The sequence below is a fragment of the Curtobacterium sp. MCPF17_050 genome, assembly GCF_003224435.2.
In the GTDB taxonomy this organism is placed as follows: Bacteria; Actinomycetota; Actinomycetes; order Actinomycetales; family Microbacteriaceae; genus Curtobacterium.
Genome location: NZ_CP126250.1, coordinates 487787 through 505793 on the forward strand (window position 1 = coordinate 487787; position 18007 = coordinate 505793).

Here is an 18007-nt window from a genome sequence, read left to right on the forward strand (position 1 = left end):
GGCGCTACTGCCGGGCGCGGGCGCTGCGGCCGGGCGCTGCTGCCGGGCTAGAAGCCGACGCCGCGTGCACCCATGAACGACACCGGGTCGACCGTCCCGCCGCCGACGTGGGTCTCGAAGTGCAGGTGGCACCCGGTCGAGTTGCCGGTGGAGCCGACGAGGGCGACGAGGGTCCCGGCGCCGACCTGCTGGCCGGGGCTGACCCGGAAGCCGCCGGCGACGATGTGCCCGTACGCGGTCTTCACGCCGCCGCCGTGGTCGATGCGGACGTAGTTGCCGTACCCGCCGTAGGGGCCGACGTACTCCACGGTGCCCGCGGACGCCGCGACGATCGCGGTCGAGCAGCCGCTGCCCAGGTCGATGCCGTCGTGCATGGCCGTCGCGCCGGTGTACGGGTTGACGCGGACCCCGTAGCCGCTGGTGATCCAGCCGCCCGCCGGTCGGACCCAGCCGGACCCGGACGGCGCCGTGCCACCGCCGCCGCTCGGCGCGGCCGGCGCGGCCGGTGCACTGCCGCCCTGGTTCGCCGCCGCGGCCGCGGCCTGCTGGTCCCGCAACTGCTGCGCCTGACGTGCCAGCTCGGCTTCGAGGGCCTTCCGGCGACGCTCCTCCGCGGCCTTGCGGATCCGCTCGCCCTTCTCGTACTGGGCCTCGGTCGTGGCGCGACCCGACGTCAGGGAGGCGAGCTGGGCCTCCAGTCGGGACTTGTTCGCCTCCTGCTCGTCGTACGCGGCCTGCGCGCGGTCGGACGCCGCCTGTGCTTCGCCCATCCGGTCCTGTGCGGCCTGCGCGAGCTCCTCGAGCGCGAGCGCGGCGCGGTCGGCCTGGTCGGTGAGCGACCGGGCGACGGACGCGTCGTTGGTGGCCGCGGTCTCGACCCGTTCGGCCTGCTCGGACAGCTTGCTCAGCGCGCCGAGGTCGTAGAGGAGGTCCCGCGCGTCCTCGCCGCCGGTGAGCACGCTCGTCGTGACGTCGGCACCACCGGACCGGGCCATCTGCGCGGCGAAGCGGCCGGCCTGGGCGGCGCTCGCCTCGGCGACCTCGGCGTGCTCCTCTGCGTCGTCCCGCAGCGCCTGTTCCCGCTCGGCGGCGCGCAGGGCCCTGCGCTGGGCGGCCTCGAACGCGGCACCGAGCCGTTCGGCCTCGGCGCGGGCGGCGTCGACCTCGTCCGACAGACCGGAGATGATCCCGCGGATCTCGACGATCTGCGACTGCTTGGCCGACTCCTTGCCGCGGGCCGCGACCACGTCGTCCCACGAGGGGTACGTGGCGGCCTGGGCGGCGGGCGCGTCGAGGACGAGCGTGCCGATGAGACCGGCGATCGCCAGCCCGGTGGCGAGCAGACGCCGCCGAGCCGTCGGCGCGGAGCGGGGACGGGGGGCGGTGACCACGGAGCGAGACATCGCAACGGAGCCTATACATCTCCACAGGCGGTTCGCTGCGGCGACGCTCCGCTGTGGACGGATCCGTGGCGTGATCGAGCCTGTGGACGACTTCGTCGCCGCATCGGAGCCGGACGACGGCCGGTCGGAGGTCAGAACCCGCGCTCGTGCAGGATCCGCTCGGCCGACCCAACGACCGTCCTCTGCAGCACCTCGGCGCCGCGGGTCCCCGCGTAGTCGTGGACGTCGTACCCGTCGCAGTGCGTGATCGTGGCCGGGGGTCCGAGCGAGTCCTCCACGGGCGTCGTCCAGACGTCCCCGGACCCGACGACCACGTAGTCCGGTCGGGCGTCCCGGTAGGAGCCGAGGTCGACGAGCCAGGGGTAGGTGTCGAAGGTGTCCCGGACCTGGAGCAGCCGGACGTCCTGGTCCGCGTAGGCGGCGAGCGGACGGATCGTCCAGAACTGACCGACGCCGACGGGATCGCGGTCAGCGGTGCGGTGTGCGTCCACCCACCGGTCGAGGCAGGCGACCGGTCCGTACCGGGCGTCGACGACCGAGCGGACCGTGCCCGGCGTGACCGCGACGCCCGCGACCAGGACCAGGGCGGCACCCACCGCCGACAGCGTCCGGAGGGTCCGCGTGGGACGGTGCAGCCGGGTCTGCCGGACCGCGGTCCGGGCGAGTTCGCACACCGCGACGAGCGCCAGGAGCGGCATCGTCACGACCGGCTCCAGGTAGCGGGGTGTCTCCGAGCCGGCGACGACGACCCCGACGGACACCGCCACGATCGTCACGAGCGGCAGCGCGGTCGCGAGCAGCACCGCCCGGGAGGACCGCGTCCGCCAGGCCCAGACCGTGCCGCCCGCGCTGAGCAGCACACCGAGCAGCATGAGCAGCAGCCCCGCGTCCCCGGAGGCCGAGGCGGCACGGTCGTCGGTGAGCGCCGCGAAGAACGCCGCCGTCGCGCCGGCCCGGTCGGGGTGCACGTACGTCGACGGGTCCAGGGAGACGAAGGGGCGGAGCGGGATCCGGACGAGGTACCCGACCACGGCGCCGACGGCGAGGGCTCCGGCGACCAGGGCCGCCGGCCGCCACGGCACCCGGCGCGCGACGACGAGCAGGGCGAGCGTGACGACGACGGGTCCGGCGGACCACGGGACGTACAGCGGGTTCGACCCCGTGCTGAGTGCCGCGACGACGCCGACCGTCCCGAGCACCGGCAGCGACGCCCGGCCGGTCCGGACGGTGCGCAGTACGAGCACCGCGGTGGCGAGCATCGCGAGCACGGCCCCGTAGTAGTAGGTCGTCGTGAGCAGCAGGGAGGCGAGTTCGAGGGACGTCGCGGTCGCCGAGGACTCGGTCAGGACGAGCATCGTCACGAGCACGACGGCGAGGACCGACACCGCGATCCGGGCCGGGCGGGCGGCGGCGGGCATGAGCTCGTTCGCGGCCGCACGGACGAGCGCGTACACGGCGAGCAGCACCAGGACGCCGTTCAGCGCCAGGGCCTGCTGCGGTGTCGCGGTCACGGCGGAGACGGCCAGGTAGACCGGCAGCTCCGGGAAGAAGAACAGTGCCGGGGACATCGCCCACTCGAACGGCTGCCCGAGCGCGATCGACCGCGCCACGAGCGGCAGCAGCACGGAGTCGCCGTCGTACCAGAGCAGGGCGACCCGCTCCGTCGCGAGGACGTGGCGGAGCGCGACGACCGCCAGGGCCAGGGCGAGCAGGGCCCCCACGGCCTCGTGCCCGACCGCCCGCGCGACTGCGGAGCGGGGGCGGGGAGTGCCGGCCTCGAGCGGCCGTGCACCGTCCCGCGGTCGGACGAGGGGCATGACCGGAGCGTACCTGCGACCGCGTTCCGGAAGCCGGGCGGAGGGCTCCAGGGAGCGCGGACCGCCGGTCACCGCTGATCTCGGGTGCCGTCCCGGGAGCCGGGCGGAGCGCTCCAGGGAGCGCGGACCGCCGGTCACCGCTGATCTCGGGTGCCGTCCCGGGAGCCGGGCGGAGGGCTCCAGGGAGCGCGGACCGCCGGTCACCGCTAATCTTGGGCACCGTGACCCACGCGCGCGAGCAGTTGATCGAGCACATCAAGGCCGATGCGGTCTTCCACGGCGACTTCACCCTGACCAGCGGGAAGCAGGCGTCGTACTACATCGACCTCCGCAGGGTGAGCCTCGACCACCGCGTCGCTCCCCTCATCGGCCAGGTGATGGCCGACCTCATCGCCGACGTCCCGGACGTCGACGCCGTCGGCGGCCTGACGATGGGCGCCGACCCGATCGCCAGCGCGGTCCTGCACCAGGCCGCTGCCCGCGGGGGCTCCTACGACGCCTTCGTCGTGCGCAAGGAACCGAAGGACCACGGTCGCGGCCGCCAGGTCGAGGGGCCGGACGTCCGTGGCAAGCGTGTGGTCGTCCTCGAGGACACCTCCACCACCGGCGGGTCGCCGCTCAAGGCGGCCGAGGCCCTCGAGCGCGAGGGCGCCGTGATCGCCGCCGTCGCCGTCGTCGTCGACCGGGACACCGGCGCGAAGGAGCGGATCGAGGCGGCGGGCTACCCGTACCTCGCTGCGATCGGGCTGGCCGACCTGGGGCTGTCCGCGTGACCGAGGAGCGTCCGGACGACGCGCGCGAGCCCGACGGCCCCGTCACCCCCGACTCCGGGGACGACGGCCGGGAGGCCCGCCGTGCGCCCGCCCCGGACGCTCCGTTCTCGGGCCTCCGCAGTGCCGCGGACATCTTCGGCGCCCCGCTGACGGAGGAGGAGTGGCCCTCCCGGCGCGAGCGCCGCGAGGCCGAGCGTGCCGCCCGTCAGGCTGGTCGGCCGGAGCCCGAGCCGTTCACCGCCCCGGCGTCCGTGCCGGTCGCCCCCGCGTCGGCACCGGCCCCCGCTTCGGCGCCGGCGCCCGAGCTGGACCCCGGCGCGACCCAGGCGATCTCGATGCCCGAGGAGCTCGCGCTGCCCGGTGGCGTCGCCGGTCGGGTCCCGCCGCCCGCGGCCGTGCCGCCGGTGTCGAACGCCCCCGACCCGCGCGCGATCGTCCTGCCCACGGCCCGCTCCGACCGGGAGGCCCGCGCGGCCGAGGCCCGGGCGATCGAGGACGAGCGTCGACGCACCGACCCGGACGGCCTCGGACGGTCGGACGTGGACTGGCTCGGACGCGTGCGGCCCGGCGCCGTGCCGTCGGCCGACCCGTCGTCGTCGGGCGTGACGCCCGTGCCGCCGGCCCTCGCCGGTGGTCCGGACGCCCAGCCGCTCGGCGTCGAGGACGTCCTGCCCGCGACCGACGAACCGCCGACCTTCACCGAGCTCCTCCGGCTGCACGACGACGTGGACGGGGCCCCGCAGGCCGACCGCCCCTTCGACTGGTCGGTCCTCGGTGAGGAGACCGGCGAGGTGCAGACCACGCTGACCCAGGACGCCTTCGACACCAACCTCGTCGCCGCCGGGTCGTGGGCCACCGGGACGACCGTTCCCGACGCTGCCTCCCACGCCGACCCCGATCCGATCGACCCCGATCCGGTCGACGACGACCGGGCCGGCGAGCGGACGACGCCGTCGGGCGGGTCGAGCTGGTCGCTCAGCGACGAGGCCGCCCGGACCGGCGAGGTGTTCCCCGGTGACGTGACGGACGACGACAGCACGATGGCGATGCCCCTCGACCGTCACGGCGTCGACGACCACGGCGCGGGGTCCCGCGACGGTGGCCACGACGACGGCGACCTCGACGACGACCTGGACGACTCCGTCGGGACGGCTCCCACGGCCGCCTTCGCCCCGCGCTCGGCGGCTCCTGCCGTGCCGCCGTCGGTCCTCCCGTCCGTTGTGCCGCCGTCCTCCGCCACCCCGTGGTGGGAGGCGGAGGAGGACGAGTCGCCGCGGGTCGTGCCGGCGGATCACGTCCCCCCGCTGGTCGAACCGGGCCCGCGCACCGCACGCCGCGCACCGGAACCGCGCACACCCTCGGACGACCGTGTCGCCGGAGCCGACGGGACGACCGGCTCGGACCGTGTGCACGACCGGGACCCCGCCCCCGAGCGGGACGGCGCCCCGTGGCGCCTCGCGCCCGAGGACATCGACCAGTCCGAGTGGCAGGGTCGCGAGACGAGTGACACCGGCGTCATCAAGGACCTGTTCGGCACCGAGGCGATCCAGCAGCTCCGTGACGCGGACGCCGCCCGTACCGAGGACACGAGCACCCGGATGATGCCCGCCGTCGCGGCGACGCCCCCGTCCGGCCAGGCGGAGTCCCGGACGACGGACGCCGACCGTGCCAACTTCATCAACGAGGGGTTCGCCCGTCTGCAGAGCGAGGGACGGCGCGGCAAGCAGCTCCTGGTCTACGGCTCCGTCGCGATCATCGTCGTGCTCCTGCTCCTCGTCCTGGTCATCACCGCCTGGATCCGCGGGAACAGCCTCGAGGAGCAGCCGGCGTCGCCGTCGAGCAGCCCCGCCGGCGCGCTGGCGGTGCACCCGCCGACGAGCGCACTCGACTGACACGCCGACCGGCGGACCGACCGCGCCGAGCCGACACCCAGGCGCGGGGAGTGGAGTGGGACGGCCATGCCGACGCTCGCTTCGACCCTGACCGATCCCCGACCCGCCGTCCGTCTCCGGGCGGTGATGGCCGCCGGGACGACCCCGTCCGTGGACGAACTCGACGTCCTCGTCGCGCAGTGCGCGGTCGAGCCGGACCTGCAGGTGCGGGAGATGCTCACGTGGGCGCTGGTGCGCCTCCCGGCCGCGGTGGTCGTCCCGCGGCTGCTCCCGGAACTCGAGCGCCCCGAGGCGCAGGCCCGGAGCCAAGCGCTGCACACGCTCTCGAAGATCCGCGACGGCTCCGTGTACCCGCAGGTCGCGGAGCGGCTGTCCGACCTCTATCCGGGTGTCGCCAGGACCGCGTGGCGTGCTGCCGTCCTGCTCGCGCCCGAGTCCGAGCGGCCGGAGCTCGCGAAGACGCTCGCCGTGCAACTCGGCCACGGTGACGAGGAGACCCGGCTGGCGCTGAGCCGGGCGATCGCCGGGCTCGGGTCAGAGGTCGCCGGGCCGGTCCTCGCCGTCGCGGCGGAGCACCGGAACGCCGCGGTGCGGGAGCACGCGGCCGAGACGGCCCGGCTGCTCGAGGACCCGGACGCGGGGTCGGCGCTGGCGCTCGCGCGGGCGCGCCGTGAGGTCGCCCTCGGCCGGACGCGTTCCGCGAAGGGCTGACCGCCGGCGGCGGCAGTGCTGGCGGGGCAGCGCCCTGGGTTCCGTGACTCGCCGTGGCCCTGCCCCCGCGGTTCCGGCATTCGCGCATCTCGGGCGCCGAGATGCGCGGATTCCGGAACCTCGGGGGTGGGGGTCGGGCGCGCCGCGGCGCGGCGTGCCGTCAGTGCGGGGCGTCGGGCGTCAGCCAGATGGCGGTCGCCGCGGCGGCCGGGAGGTCCACCAGCGCCTCCGCCCCGCCGGCGTCACGGCGCGCGACTGCCACCACCCCCGCGTAGTCGCGCACCTGTTCCACGCGGAGGTGCGTGCCGAGCCCGACCCCGAGTTCGTCGAAGTACCGCAGCAGCGCCGGGTCGTCGTCCGACACCCGGCCGACGGTCCCGCAGACGCCGGGGTCGACGGTCCCGAGCAGCGCGCCGGGCGTGTCCGGCACGACCCCCTCGGCGCTCGGGATCGGGTCGCCGTGCGGGTCGTGCGTCGGGTGGCCGAGGTCGGCGTCCACCCGGTCGAGGAACGTCTCCGACACGGCGTGCTCGAGCGCCTCCGCCTCGGTGTGCACCTCGTCCCAGGAGTACCCGAGCCGTTCGACCAGGAACGTCTCGATGAGGCGGTGCCGACGGACCATCGCCACCGCGGCTTGCCGACCGAGCGGGGTGAGCACGACGCCGCGGTACGGGGTGTGCTCGATGAGGCCGTCGCGGTCGAGCTTCCGGAGGTTGCCCGACACGGTCGACGCCGAGACGTGCAGGGCCGCCGCGATGTCCCGGGTGGCGAGGCCGTCGTCGCCGCGCTCGCCGGCCTTCCAGACGAGCTTGACGTAGTCCTCGGCCATCGTGCTGAGCGAGGGCAGGCGCATGCGCCAATGGTACGGCCGCTCCTGGTACAACCGGGAGGTGACCTCCGTCCAGCCTCCCGCCGTCCGACGTCGCCGTCGCGGGTGGTGGCCGGTCCCGCCGTCGCTGCTGGTCGGGCTCGCCCCGCTGGTCGTGTTCGCCGTGGTGAGCATCGTGCGCTCGCGGCCGAGCGACGACTACCCGGCGCTCGGCCGCACGGTCGACAGCGTGGTGCGCGACCTCGTCGTCCCCGAGGCGGTCGTCGCGGGCATCCTGGCGCTGGTCGTCACCGCGCTCGGGTGGTGGCGGATCGCGACGGTCGACCCGGCGCGGGGCGGACCGCGGTGGACGATGGTGGCGCCGCTCCTCGTCCTGGCGGTGTGCCTCGGTCGGCTCCCGCTCCTCGACTGGGGTGGGAAGAGCCTGCGGTACTTCCTGCTCCTCGCGCTCGGGGTCCTGCTGGTCGGTGTCGTCGAGGAGCTGATGACCCGCGGCGTGCTGCTCGTCGGACTCCGCCGACGCCTGCCCGAGATCGGGGTGTGGGCGCTCTCGTGCGTGCTGTTCGGGCTGCTCCACTTCCTGAACGTCCTGTCCCTCGCCCCGGTGGCCACGACCGTCCTGCAGGTGGTGTTCGCCACCTCGTTCGGGTCGGTGCTGTACCTGGCCCGGCGCCTGACCGGCAACCTGCTGGCCCCGGTGCTGCTGCACGCCTTCTGGGACTTCGGCGCGATCGGCGTCAGCGCCTCCGCGCCGGGGTCGGTCGACGTCCTGCTCGTCGGACTGCTCGGCCTCGCCACGATCGCGGTGCTGCTGCTCGGCGTCGTCGCCGGCGGACTCGTCGCGTGGCGGGACGACCGGGGCCGGCGCCTGCGCCGCCGGTGGCGGACCGTACCGCCCCTGGGAGCCGCCGCGGTGCGCGGTCCGGAGGCGGGCCTCCCGGCCGGAGCGGACGCCCCGGTCGAACTGGCCGGCTGACCGGTCTAGATCTCCACCTCGTACGGCTCGGTGTGCAGGAGCTCGTGCACGCCGGAGATGACCTCGCTCGGGCGGAACGGGTACTTGTCGATCTCGGCCTGGTCGCTGATGCCCGTCATGACGAGCACGGTGTGGAGGCCCGCCTCGATGCCGGCCTGCACGTCGGTGTCCATCCGGTCGCCGATCATGCCGGTGTTCTCGGAGTGCGCGCCGATGCGGTTCATCGCCGAGCGGAACATCATCGGGTTCGGCTTGCCCACCACGTAGGGCTGCTTGCCGGTGGCCTTCTCGATCATCGCGGCTATCGCGCCCGTGGCCGGCAGGACGCCCTCGGCGCTCGGGCCCGTCGCGTCCGGGTTCGTCACGATGAACCGGGCCCCGTCGCGGATCAGGCGGACGGCCTTCGTGATCGCCTCGAACGAGTAGTTCCGGGTCTCGCCGACGACGACGTAGTCCGGTGCCGTCTCGGTCATGATGAACCCGGCCTCGTGCAGGGCGGTCGTCATGCCGGCCTCGCCGATGACGAACGCCGAGCCCTCCGGCATCTGCGACGCGCAGAAGTCGGCGGTGGCGAGGGCCGAGGTCCAGATCCGCTCCTCGGGGACGTGCAGCCCGGACTGGCGGAGTCGCGCGCTGAGGTCACGCGGCGTGAAGATCGAGTTGTTCGTCAGGACGAGGAACTCGGTGCCCTGGTCCTGCCACTGCCGGATCAACTCCGGGGCGCCGGGGAGCGCCTGGTTCTCGTGGACGAGCACGCCGTCCATGTCCGTCAGCCAGCACTCGACCTCGTCGCGGGATGCCATGCGGCCAGCGTAGTGGGCGGACCCGGTCGGAATCCCGAAGTGCCCTAGGCTTTCAGGGCGCGTTCCCGTACGCGTACCGGAAGCGTCAGGAGGAAGCCGTGCTCGTCGACCAGGACCCCCGTGCCAGCCCGGACGGTCCCGCAGCAGCACCTCGCCGCCGAGGCCGACCGAACGTGCTCTCACGCGACCAGGTCATCGACGCCGCCACCGTCATCGCGAACGAGGACGGCCTGGACCGCCTGTCCTTCCGAGCGCTCGGTGCGGCCCTCGGCGTCGCCCCGATGACCGTGCACCGGACGATCGGCGGCCTCGACGACCTGCACGCCGAACTCGTCCGCCGGACGGTCGACGAGTTCACCGCCACGTTCGTCTGGCCAGAGGGCTGGCGCGCCGTGGTCCGGGTCTTCGCCACCACCTTCCGCGACCTGCTCGTCCGGCACCCGCTCGTCCTCGAGTCGCACAGCAGCCGGGCGCCGCTCGCCTCGTCGGAGTCGGACGCCGTCGTCGCGACCGTCGTCGGTGCCCTCCGCTCCGCAGGGCTCTCCGAAACCGAGGCGATGTACGCGTTCTTCGTCGTCTACGACTTCGTCGTGGGGCACACCGCCGTGCAGGTCGGGCGCGGCGACTCCGAGGCCGGGCGGCCCGAGCGGCACCGGCTCGTCGGGGAGGTCCTCGGCGAGCACTCGTACGAGGCGCGCTTCGCGCTCGGGCTCGACGTGCTGCTCGGCGGCATCGAGGCGCGGGTCGCGGACGCCGGGGTGCAGGCCGCGGGCTGAGCGTCGGACGGGAGGCGCGGTGCGCGCGCCGTACGCTGGTCACGTGACCCAGGGCCTCCCGTCCGGCGACCTGCCGGAGCCGTCTCCGGCGCTCCCACCCACCCACGAGGCGACGACGCACGGGGTCGGGCCGCACCCGCGGCCGTGGCCCGAGGGGCCGCAGTACGACCCGGAACTGCTCGAACACGGGGACACCCGCAACGTCGTCGACCGCTTCCGGTACTGGTCGATGGCGGCGATCGTCGCCGACCTCGACACCCGCCGGCACGCCTTCGACGTGGCGATCGAGAACTGGCAGCACGACCTGAACATCGGGTCCATCGTGCGCAGCGCCAACGCCTTCCTGGCCGGCACCGTGCACATCATCGGTCGACGCCGCTGGAACCGCCGTGGGGCGATGGTCACCGACCGGTACCAGCACGTGCGGCACCACGAGGACGTCGCCGCGTTCCTCCGGGTGATGCGGGACGAGGGACGGCCGGTCATCGCGATCGACAACACCCCGGGGGCGGACCGCATCGAGACCGCCGACGTGCCCGAGCGCTGCGTGTTCCTGTTCGGGCAGGAGGGGCCGGGGCTCACGGACGAGGCGGTCGCGGGCGCCGACGGGCACCTCGAGATCACGCAGTTCGGGTCGACGCGGAGCATCAACGCCTCGGCGGCTGCGGCGATCGTCATGCACAGCTGGGTCGTCCGGCACGCGGTGCTGCCGGGCTGAGGCGGGCGGGCGCGTCCCGTCGAGGCGGGCGCATCCCGTCGAGGTTCCAGAATTCGCGCATCTCGACGTGCGAGAGCGGCGCATTGCGGAACCTGGGCGGGATGCGCGCGGCATGTCGTGCGACCTCGGCGCGGGCCCGGCGGGCGCGGGCCCGCGGGCGCGAGCCCCGTGGTCCGCGGTCTCGAGGTCGCGCGAATCGCCGTGGCCGTTCCGTCGAGGTCGCACGAACTGCGCATCGCGACCTGCGGGAGCGACCGATTGCGCGACCTGGGCGGGAGGCGCGCGGCGTGTCGTGCGACCTCGGCGCGAGCCCGGTGCGCACGGGCCGGCGTGGTCCGCGCGGTCTCGAGGTCGCGCGACTCGCCGTGGCCGTTCCGTCGAGGTCGCACGAACTGCGCATCGCGACGTGCGGGAGCGACCGATTGCGCGACCTGGGCGGGAGGCGCGCGGCATGTCGTGCGACTCCGGCGCCGGTCGGTGGGCGCGAGTCGGACGAGCCCGAGCCCGAGCCGGTCGGCCCGGGCACGCACCTGACGCGCGACCCGGACCGACCGTGGGCGGGATGACGGCACCAAGCGGGAGCCCGGCGCCGTCACCCCCGGGGGTCAGGCCCGGCGGCGGCGCACCGCAGCGAAGGCGGCGAGGGCGCCACCGAGGAGCATCGCGACCAGCGCGCCGACGCCCACGCCGAGGCCGACGGGCGAGCCGGTGAACGCGAGTTCGCCGGTGCCGTTCGAGCCCGGACCGGTGCCCGGTGCGCCGGCGGCCGTGGTGCTCGTACCGGTCGGGGTCGTGCCGGGGAGCACGGTGCCGTTCGGCGTCACGTCAGCGGTCGGGGTCGCGGGTGCACTCGGCGCAGGGGTGTTCGTCACCACGGCCGGGGTGGCCGGGACGGTCGGCGTCGGGGTGTCCGTCGGCGTCGGCGTCGCGGGCGTGGTCGGGACCGCGGGCGTGCTCGGGGTGCCCGTCGGAGGGGCCGTCGGGGTCGCGGGGGTCGTCGGTGCCGGCGTGCTCGGCGTCGGCGTCGGCGTCCCGGTCGGGGTGGGGACCGGGGGCACGACCGTGAGGCACGCGTCGGTCGACTCGCCGGCGAACGTCTTGTCGAAGGCGTGGTCGCCGTCGCCGGACGTCACCGAGACGGACCAGGTGTGCTTGCGGGTCGTGTCGAGCGGGAACGTCGTGTCGAACGCGCTCGGCCCGAAGGTCGTGGTGCCGCGGTCGGTGTCGTCGAGAACGACGTCGACCGTCGAGTTCGCCGGGTAGTTCGCGAGCGCGACGTGCAGCTGCGTGCAGGATGCCGACACCTCGGGGGTGTGTGCCGAGGCGACTCCGGTCACCGCGACGGCTGCGATGCCGCCGACGATGATCGAGGCCGCGGCGCCGCCGATGGTGCGGGTGAGGATGCGTGCCATGTTCTGTTCTCCAGGGATTCGGGTACTCCGAGGAGGGCCACCCGGGCAGGCGAGGCAGCATCGGTCAGGACACCGTGGGCAGGGACCCACGGCGAGGGCACGGGCAGGGTGACCTGTGCGTCCGACACGAGAGGGTGCTCGTGCCGCCGAAAGGATGCAGACGTCGGGATGAACTCGGGTGTTCCGTCCACGTGACCCCTCGGGTAGGGGTCGACCGAAGCCTAGTTCCGCTCAGGTACCAGCGCTGTCAGGATGTCCCGAAAGCGGGGATAGATCACCGATGCCCGCCTCGGGTGCACATGTCGTCGCGGGTGCGTTCAGCGTGGGGCGGTCGTGCGGCGGGCGACGAGCCGTGGCTCGACCAGGACCTCGGTGGGGGTCAGCCCCGGGTCCGCGATGCGTTCGAGCAGCCGCACCCCGGCGCCGCGGCCGATGTCGATGCTGCGGTCGTCGATGCTCGTCAGGCCGACGTACCGGGATGCCGCGATCGGGGTGTCGTCGTACCCGATCACCGAGATGTCCTCGGGCACGCGGAGACCTCGATCGGCGATGGCGGACATCGCGCCCAGGGCGGTCACGTCGTTCGCGGCGAACACCGCGGTCACCTCGGGGTGTTCGTCGAGGAGGCGGTGCGTCCCGGTGAACCCCGTCTCCTCGGTGACGTCGGCGGCCAGGACCACGGCCACCCCGGTCACGCCGGATGGCCCGGTCGCATTGGACGGCCAGGGCACGCCGTCCGACGCCGACCCGCCAGCCCGTGCATCCGCCGCGTCGATGGCGGCGCGCCACCCCTCGAGCCGGGCGTCGCTCGCCGCCGAGTGCCCACCGACGAAGCCGAGCCGCACGTGCCCGAGGTCGATGAGGTGCTCGGCCGCCATGCGCCCGCCGGCGAGGTCGTCGTTCGCAACGGTGTCCGCGCGGGCGAGCGCTGCCCGACCGCCCGCGACGACGACGGGCGTGCTCGCCGGGATCGCGAGGTCGGTGTCGGGCTCCCCGGCGATGACGAGTCCCTCGACCCGCATGGACAGGAAGCCCTCGACAGGGGAGACGTCGAGCCCGGTGTTCAGGAAGCGGTCGGCGACGACGAGTCGATGGCCCTGGTCCTGCAGCGCCTCGCGGAGGCCGGTCAGCAGGTCGACGAACCACTGGTTGCGGAAGTCGTCGAGCACGACCCCGATCGTCCGGGAGCGGGTGCCGGCGAGCGACACCGCGGCGGTCGACGGCCGGTAGTCCAGCTCCTGGATCGCCGCGAGGACGGCCGCCCGGCGCTGCTCGCTCACCCGCGGGGAGCGCTGCAACACGAGGGACACGAGCGACTTCGACACCCCCGCACGCGCGGCGACGTCGTAGATCGTCGCGGGCTTGGTGTTCCCCATCGTCATCCTCGACCTCCGGCTGCGCACCCGCCGGATGCGTCCTCCCGATCGTAGCGCTGTCGCGCTCACGCCCTGCCGGGCGGCGCAGGGGCCGGAAGGCCCGGGTCGGTCCGGCCGCGCGCCGCCCGCCCGCCGTGGCGACCGCCCCCGGGCCGGACCCAACAGCAACCAGTCCGCACCGCGGGAGTCCGTGGTGCGGACCGGTTCTCGTCGTGCGTGTCCGGTCCGCGCCGCCCTGCCAGCCGGGAGGCCCGGGGCGGGTGCCCCCCGCGCCTCCCGGCCGCCGTCGCGACCGGTCCCGTGTTCGTACACAACAGGAACCGGTCCGCACCGCGGGGTTCTGCGGTTCGAACCGGTCTTTGTTGTGCGGGTCCGGCCCGCGCCTGGCCAGGCCGCGCACGAGACGGGAGGCCCGGGCGGGCAGCCCCCGCGCCTCCCGGCCGCCGGCGGAACCGGCCCCCCAACTGACGCAACAGGAACCGCTGCGCAATGCGGGAGTCCGTGGTGCGGACCGGTTCTGGTCGTGCGGGTCCGGTCTGTGCCCTCCTGCCGGTCGGGAGGCCCGGGGCGGGCTGGCCGCGCCGCCCTGCCGGGCCGGTGGCTCAGGGCGGGCTGCCCCGCGCCTCCCGGCCGCGGTCGCGGCCGGTCCCGTGGTCCGACACAACAGGAACCGGTCCCCACTGCGGGAGTCCGTGGTGCGGACCGGTTCTCATCGTGCGGGTCCGGTTCGCGCCCTCCTGCGGGGCGGGAGGCCCGGGGCGGGCTGGCCGCGCAGCCCCGCGGGGCGGGCTGGCCGCCCCCTGCGCGGGCGGGAGGCTCGGGGCGGGCTGGCCGCGCCGCCCTGCGGGGCGGGAGGCTCGGGGTGGGCTGGCCGCGCGCCTCCCGGCCGCCGTCGGGACCGCCCCCAACCGACGCAAGAGGAACCGGTCCGCGCCAGGGGAGTCCGTGGTGCGGACCGGTTCTTGTTGTGCGGGTCCGGTCCGCGCTGGCGCGCCCGCGCGTCGCGCGCCCGCCGCCTACCCGATCAAGCTCGGCCGCAGGTCGCGCAGCGTCCGCGTCCGCGTCTGCCGCGCCGTGACGAGGTAGGACACCAGCAGCGCGCCGAGCAACCAGCAGAGCAGCACGCCCGCGTCGCTCCACGCCGTGCCGAGCGAGCCGCCGTACATCGTCTGCCGGATGGCGTCGACGGAGTAGGTCATCGGCAGGGCGAAGTGCAGCGCGGCGAGCGGCCCGGGCAGGGTCTGCCAGGGGAACGTGCCGCCCGCGGTGACGAGCTGGATGAGCATGAGCACCAGGCCGAGGAACTGCCCGACCGACCCGAGCAGCACGTTGAGCGTCATGATGATCGCCGCGAAGGTCGCCGACGCCAGGACCATGACGCCGACCGTCCCGCCGGCGTGCACGACGTCGAGGTCGAGGGCGTACCGGACGATCAGGAAGAGCGCGGCCATCTGCACGACGCCGAGGAGCGCCGGGGTGAGCCAGCCGCCGAACACGACGCGCAGGGGTCGGCGGACGGCGGTGATGGCGCGCTTCGAGATCGGCTTGAGGATGAGGAACAGCGCGTACATGCCGATCCACGCGGCGAGCGAGATGAAGAACGGCGCGAGGCCGGCTCCGTAGTTCGAGGCCGCGGCGATGTTGTCGTCGCCGACCGTGACCGGGTCCGAGATGACGGAGGCCTGCGCGTTCCGCGACGACGCGGTCGATGCGGGGATCTTCGTCCGCCCCTTGTCCAGCTGGGACGCCAGTTCCGACGAGCCGGACTCGAGGGCGTGCACGCCGCTGGCGAGCGACTTCGCACCGTCGTCCGCCGAGGCCGCTCCGGTGGCGAGCTGCGACGCCCCCGAGGACAGCTGCGGGGCGGCAGCGGCCAGCCGATCCGTCCCCGCGGCCACCTGTGCGGCACCGGTCGACAGCGTCGAGGCCCCATCCGCGGCCGTGGCGATGCCGGATGCCAGCTGCGGGGCGGCGTCGGCCAGTGCTGCCGCGCCGTCGGACACCTGGCGGGCACCGGCGCTGAGCGTGTCGATCTGCTGCGTCGTCGCACCGAGCTGCTGTTTCGCGTCCGCTCCGGCGCTGTTCGCCCGGTCGACGGCCGAGGTGACGGTGGCGGTCAGGGCCTGCTGCTGCTCCGGCGTCAGGGTGACGCCCTCGGGCAGGTTCGCGGTGATGTCCTGCAGGACGGCGTCCGCGTCGAGGGGCTGGATCGCCTGCACGGTCGTGTTCGCCTCGTCGACCCGGGCGGCGAGCTCGGCGTTGCCGGCCGCGACCTGTGCGGCGCCGTCGGCGAGCTGCCGCGTCTGGTCCGGCAGCGCGGCCGTCTGCTGCTGCGCCGACCGGAGGCCCGTGGCCAGGGACGCCGCGCCCGTCGCGACCTGCTGTGCGCCCGAGTCGAGCTGCGCGGTCTGTTCCGGCAGCGCGGCCGTGCTCGACGCCAGGGTCCCGGCTCCGGTGGACAGCTCCGCGGTGCCGTCCTCGAGCGCATCGGCTCCGTTCGCGGCCTTCGTCGCGCCGGACGCGAGCTCGCCCGCACCGTCGACGGCGTCCCCCAGGCTGTCCCGCACGTCGGCGAGCCCGACGAGCAGGGTGGTCGCCGCCTCCTTCCCGACGCGTTCGGCGACGGCCGTCCGCATGGTCTTGCCGGCCTGCTCCGCGATGGTGGAGGCGAGGTAGGAGTTCGTGTCCGCCGTGGTCATGACGAGTTCGGCGCGCTCCGGGTGGTCGGACTGCGCGGAGGCCAGGGACGCGGAGAAGTCGTGCGGGATCGTGACGACGAAGTCGTACGTGCCGTCGCGCACGCCGGAGCGGGCGTCGGCCGCGGTGGTCTCGGTCCAGTCGAAGTCGTGGCCGTCGACGGCCTCCTTCGCGACGTCCTTCCCGTAGTCGACGCGCTCGCCGTCGAGGGTGGCCCCGGCGTCCTGGTCGACGATCGCGGCCGGGATCTGGTCGAGCTTGGCGTAGGGGTCGCGGTTGGCCCAGAGGTAGGCGCCGCCGTACAGCAGCGGGACGCACATGAGGGCGATGAACGCCAGGCGGGCGAGCGGGGTGGCGGTCAGGCGCGCGAGTTCGGCGCGGACGAGCGAGGGGATGGTCACGAGCGGGTCTCCAGGGGAGCGGGTGCGTCGGTGGTGTCGGTGGGTTCGGTCGGGAGGCCCGCCGGGGCGTCCTCGGTCCGGGTCGCGTCCTCGGGACCCTCGGTGGTGGTGTCCGCCGCGTCGCCGCGGTCGGTGATCGTGTCGAGCAGGGCGGTCGCCGTCTCCGCCGCGGCCTTGGACGTGACGAGCACGACGGTCACCCCGCGGCGCGCGACGTCCCGGACGACGGCGAACCAGTCGGTGACCGCACCACCGTGCCGCTCGGGCGAGGTGATGACGAGTCCGGAGACGCCGGGCCGCAGGAGCGCGAGCTCGGCGAGCAGTCGGACGCGGGCGTCGGTCGGGACCCGCTGCACCGGGGTGTCGGACCAGTGCGTCATCCCGAGCTCCTCGAGCACCGTGGCGACGTCCGCCCGGGAGGGCCGTCGGCCGGCGAACGCGAGCTCCTCGTGCACGATCTGCTTGAGCGTCATCACCGGGAACGGCTCGGCGACGCCGGGGGTGTCGACGAGGGCGAACGCGCGACGGACGGCCGCGGGGTCGTCGTGTCCGTCGAGGAGCACCTGCCCGGTGTCGGGCTTCATCCGCCCTCCGGCGACGAGCGAGGCGAGCACGGGTGCCTGTTCGGTCTCGACCGCGACGACGCCCGGGTGTCCGGAACCGGCGACGGCGCTGACCACCGGGAGCTCGGCTCCGGGGCCGGTGCCGATGCCGACGGCGGCGAGTTCGAGCGTCATGCGTGGTCCTCCGGGACGGGCGTGTGGGTGGGGAGTGCGAGCAGTGCCGTGCGCCAGTCGACGCCCGCCATGCCGAGGGCGGAGACCACGACCATGCGGCGGCCGGCGTCGTCGGACGTGCCGGACCGTGCGGCCTCGTCGAGGACGGCCAGGCAGGCACCCTCGACGAGCCGACCGAGCGTCTCGGCGTCGACGTCGTCGCGCAGCGTGCCGTCGGCGATGCCGAGGGCGCATGCGTCCTGGACCTGCTCACGGAGCGGGGCGAACACGGTGGCGACGGTCTCGACCAGGGGGCCGCGGACGGCGATGACCGCCATCGACCGGACGTGCGAGACCTCGGTCCACAGGGCCACGGCGATCGCGGCCAGACGGGAGGCCGGGGGCAGCCCTGCGAGGGCGGCTCGGCTCGGCATCGCGGCGAGGATGCGCTCGGCTCCGCCCGTCACGACCTCGCGCACGAGGTCGTCCCGGGAGGGGAAGTGTCCGTAGACCGCACGCCGGGACAGTCCGGCGTGCGCGGCGATCGCCTCGAGCGACGCGTCCGGATCGGCCTGCAGGAGCGTCCGCGCGGCCTGGACGAGGGCGGCGCGGTTCTCGGTCGCGTCCCGTCGTGGCGCACGTGTGGGCCGATCGGTGGTCGTCATGCACCCATCGTAATAACGTGCACACACCTGTGCAACTTCAAA

15 protein-coding genes are annotated in these 18007 nt (G+C 74.6%); 6 read left to right on the forward strand and 9 right to left on the reverse strand.

The features are described 5' to 3' along the window. Window positions 1-47: 47 nt before the first annotated feature. On the reverse strand, window positions 48-1403 hold the full coding sequence (locus DEJ34_RS02385) for a peptidoglycan DD-metalloendopeptidase family protein (RefSeq protein ID WP_146236899.1): 1356 nt from the start codon (window positions 1401-1403) through the stop codon (window positions 48-50). Window positions 1404-1534: 131 nt separating this feature from the next. Beyond that, window positions 1535-3220: a hypothetical protein gene (locus DEJ34_RS02390; protein ID WP_110911142.1), complete on the reverse strand. Its 1686-nt coding sequence runs from the start codon at window positions 3218-3220 to the stop codon at window positions 1535-1537. A 221-nt stretch (window positions 3221-3441) separates the two neighbouring features. Here DEJ34_RS02390 and pyrE point away from each other — a divergent pair, with 221 nt between their 5' ends. The 3 genes from pyrE (at window position 3442) to DEJ34_RS02405 (ending at window position 6596) form a co-directional block, all read left to right on the forward strand. Continuing rightward, a complete protein-coding gene (gene pyrE / locus DEJ34_RS02395) occupies window positions 3442-3993 on the forward strand; it encodes an orotate phosphoribosyltransferase (protein WP_110911218.1) in 552 nt (183 codons plus the stop codon). Further along, window positions 3990-5885 (forward strand): hypothetical protein, encoded by a 1896-nt coding sequence (locus DEJ34_RS02400; protein ID WP_110911141.1) that lies wholly within the window; start codon window positions 3990-3992, stop codon window positions 5883-5885. The genes pyrE and DEJ34_RS02400 overlap by 4 nt, the downstream gene beginning before the upstream one ends. Window positions 5886-5951: 66 nt before the next feature. Continuing rightward, window positions 5952-6596 (forward strand): HEAT repeat domain-containing protein, encoded by a 645-nt coding sequence (locus DEJ34_RS02405; protein ID WP_110911140.1) that lies wholly within the window; start codon window positions 5952-5954, stop codon window positions 6594-6596. 160 nt (window positions 6597-6756) lie between these two features. Here the strand turns inward: DEJ34_RS02405 and DEJ34_RS02410 are convergent, their stop codons facing one another. Next, entirely contained in the window at window positions 6757-7449 is a 693-nt protein-coding gene (locus tag DEJ34_RS02410) for a metal-dependent transcriptional regulator (protein ID WP_110823425.1), read from the reverse strand. Between DEJ34_RS02410 and DEJ34_RS02415 the strand changes: the two genes are divergently transcribed. Next, entirely contained in the window at window positions 7448-8401 is a 954-nt protein-coding gene (locus DEJ34_RS02415) for a CPBP family intramembrane glutamic endopeptidase (RefSeq protein WP_110911139.1), read from the forward strand. The two genes, DEJ34_RS02410 and DEJ34_RS02415, sit on opposite strands and share 2 nt — an antisense overlap. A gap of 5 nt (window positions 8402-8406) precedes the next feature. On the opposite strand, the gene DEJ34_RS02420 is transcribed toward DEJ34_RS02415, so the two are convergent. After that, window positions 8407-9204 carry an HAD-IIA family hydrolase gene (locus DEJ34_RS02420; protein WP_110823427.1) on the reverse strand — a complete coding sequence of 266 codons (798 nt, stop codon included), beginning with the start codon at window positions 9202-9204 and terminating at the stop codon, window positions 8407-8409. Window positions 9205-9302: 98 nt separating this feature from the next. On the opposite strand from DEJ34_RS02420, the gene DEJ34_RS02425 reads away from it, so the two are divergent. Beyond that, the gene (locus tag DEJ34_RS02425) at window positions 9303-9980 is read left to right on the forward strand and encodes a TetR/AcrR family transcriptional regulator (RefSeq protein ID WP_181422223.1); all 678 of its coding nucleotides are present in this window, start codon (window positions 9303-9305) and stop codon (window positions 9978-9980) included. 43 nt (window positions 9981-10023) lie between these two features. Next, window positions 10024-10698 (forward strand): TrmH family RNA methyltransferase, encoded by a 675-nt coding sequence (locus tag DEJ34_RS02430; RefSeq protein WP_375232125.1) that lies wholly within the window; start codon window positions 10024-10026, stop codon window positions 10696-10698. 605 nt (window positions 10699-11303) lie between these two features. On the opposite strand, the gene DEJ34_RS02435 is transcribed toward DEJ34_RS02430, so the two are convergent. From DEJ34_RS02435 to DEJ34_RS02455, 5 genes are all read right to left on the reverse strand, one after another. Beyond that, window positions 11304-12110: a hypothetical protein gene (locus tag DEJ34_RS02435; RefSeq protein ID WP_110911137.1), complete on the reverse strand. Its 807-nt coding sequence runs from the start codon at window positions 12108-12110 to the stop codon at window positions 11304-11306. A 317-nt stretch (window positions 12111-12427) separates the two neighbouring features. After that, window positions 12428-13486, reverse strand: coding sequence for a LacI family DNA-binding transcriptional regulator (locus DEJ34_RS02440; protein WP_110911217.1), 1059 nt, complete (start codon window positions 13484-13486; stop codon window positions 12428-12430). Between the two features lie 1016 nt (window positions 13487-14502). After that, window positions 14503-16584: a YhgE/Pip domain-containing protein gene (locus DEJ34_RS02445; RefSeq protein WP_110911317.1), complete on the reverse strand. Its 2082-nt coding sequence runs from the start codon at window positions 16582-16584 to the stop codon at window positions 14503-14505. Continuing rightward, the gene (locus DEJ34_RS02450) at window positions 16581-17321 is read right to left on the reverse strand and encodes a hypothetical protein (protein ID WP_110911318.1); all 741 of its coding nucleotides are present in this window, start codon (window positions 17319-17321) and stop codon (window positions 16581-16583) included. The genes DEJ34_RS02445 and DEJ34_RS02450 overlap by 4 nt, the downstream gene beginning before the upstream one ends. Next, a complete protein-coding gene (locus tag DEJ34_RS02455) occupies window positions 17318-17965 on the reverse strand; it encodes a TetR/AcrR family transcriptional regulator (RefSeq protein WP_110901072.1) in 648 nt (215 codons plus the stop codon). The genes DEJ34_RS02450 and DEJ34_RS02455 overlap by 4 nt, the downstream gene beginning before the upstream one ends. Between the last annotated feature and the right edge of the window lie 42 nt (window positions 17966-18007).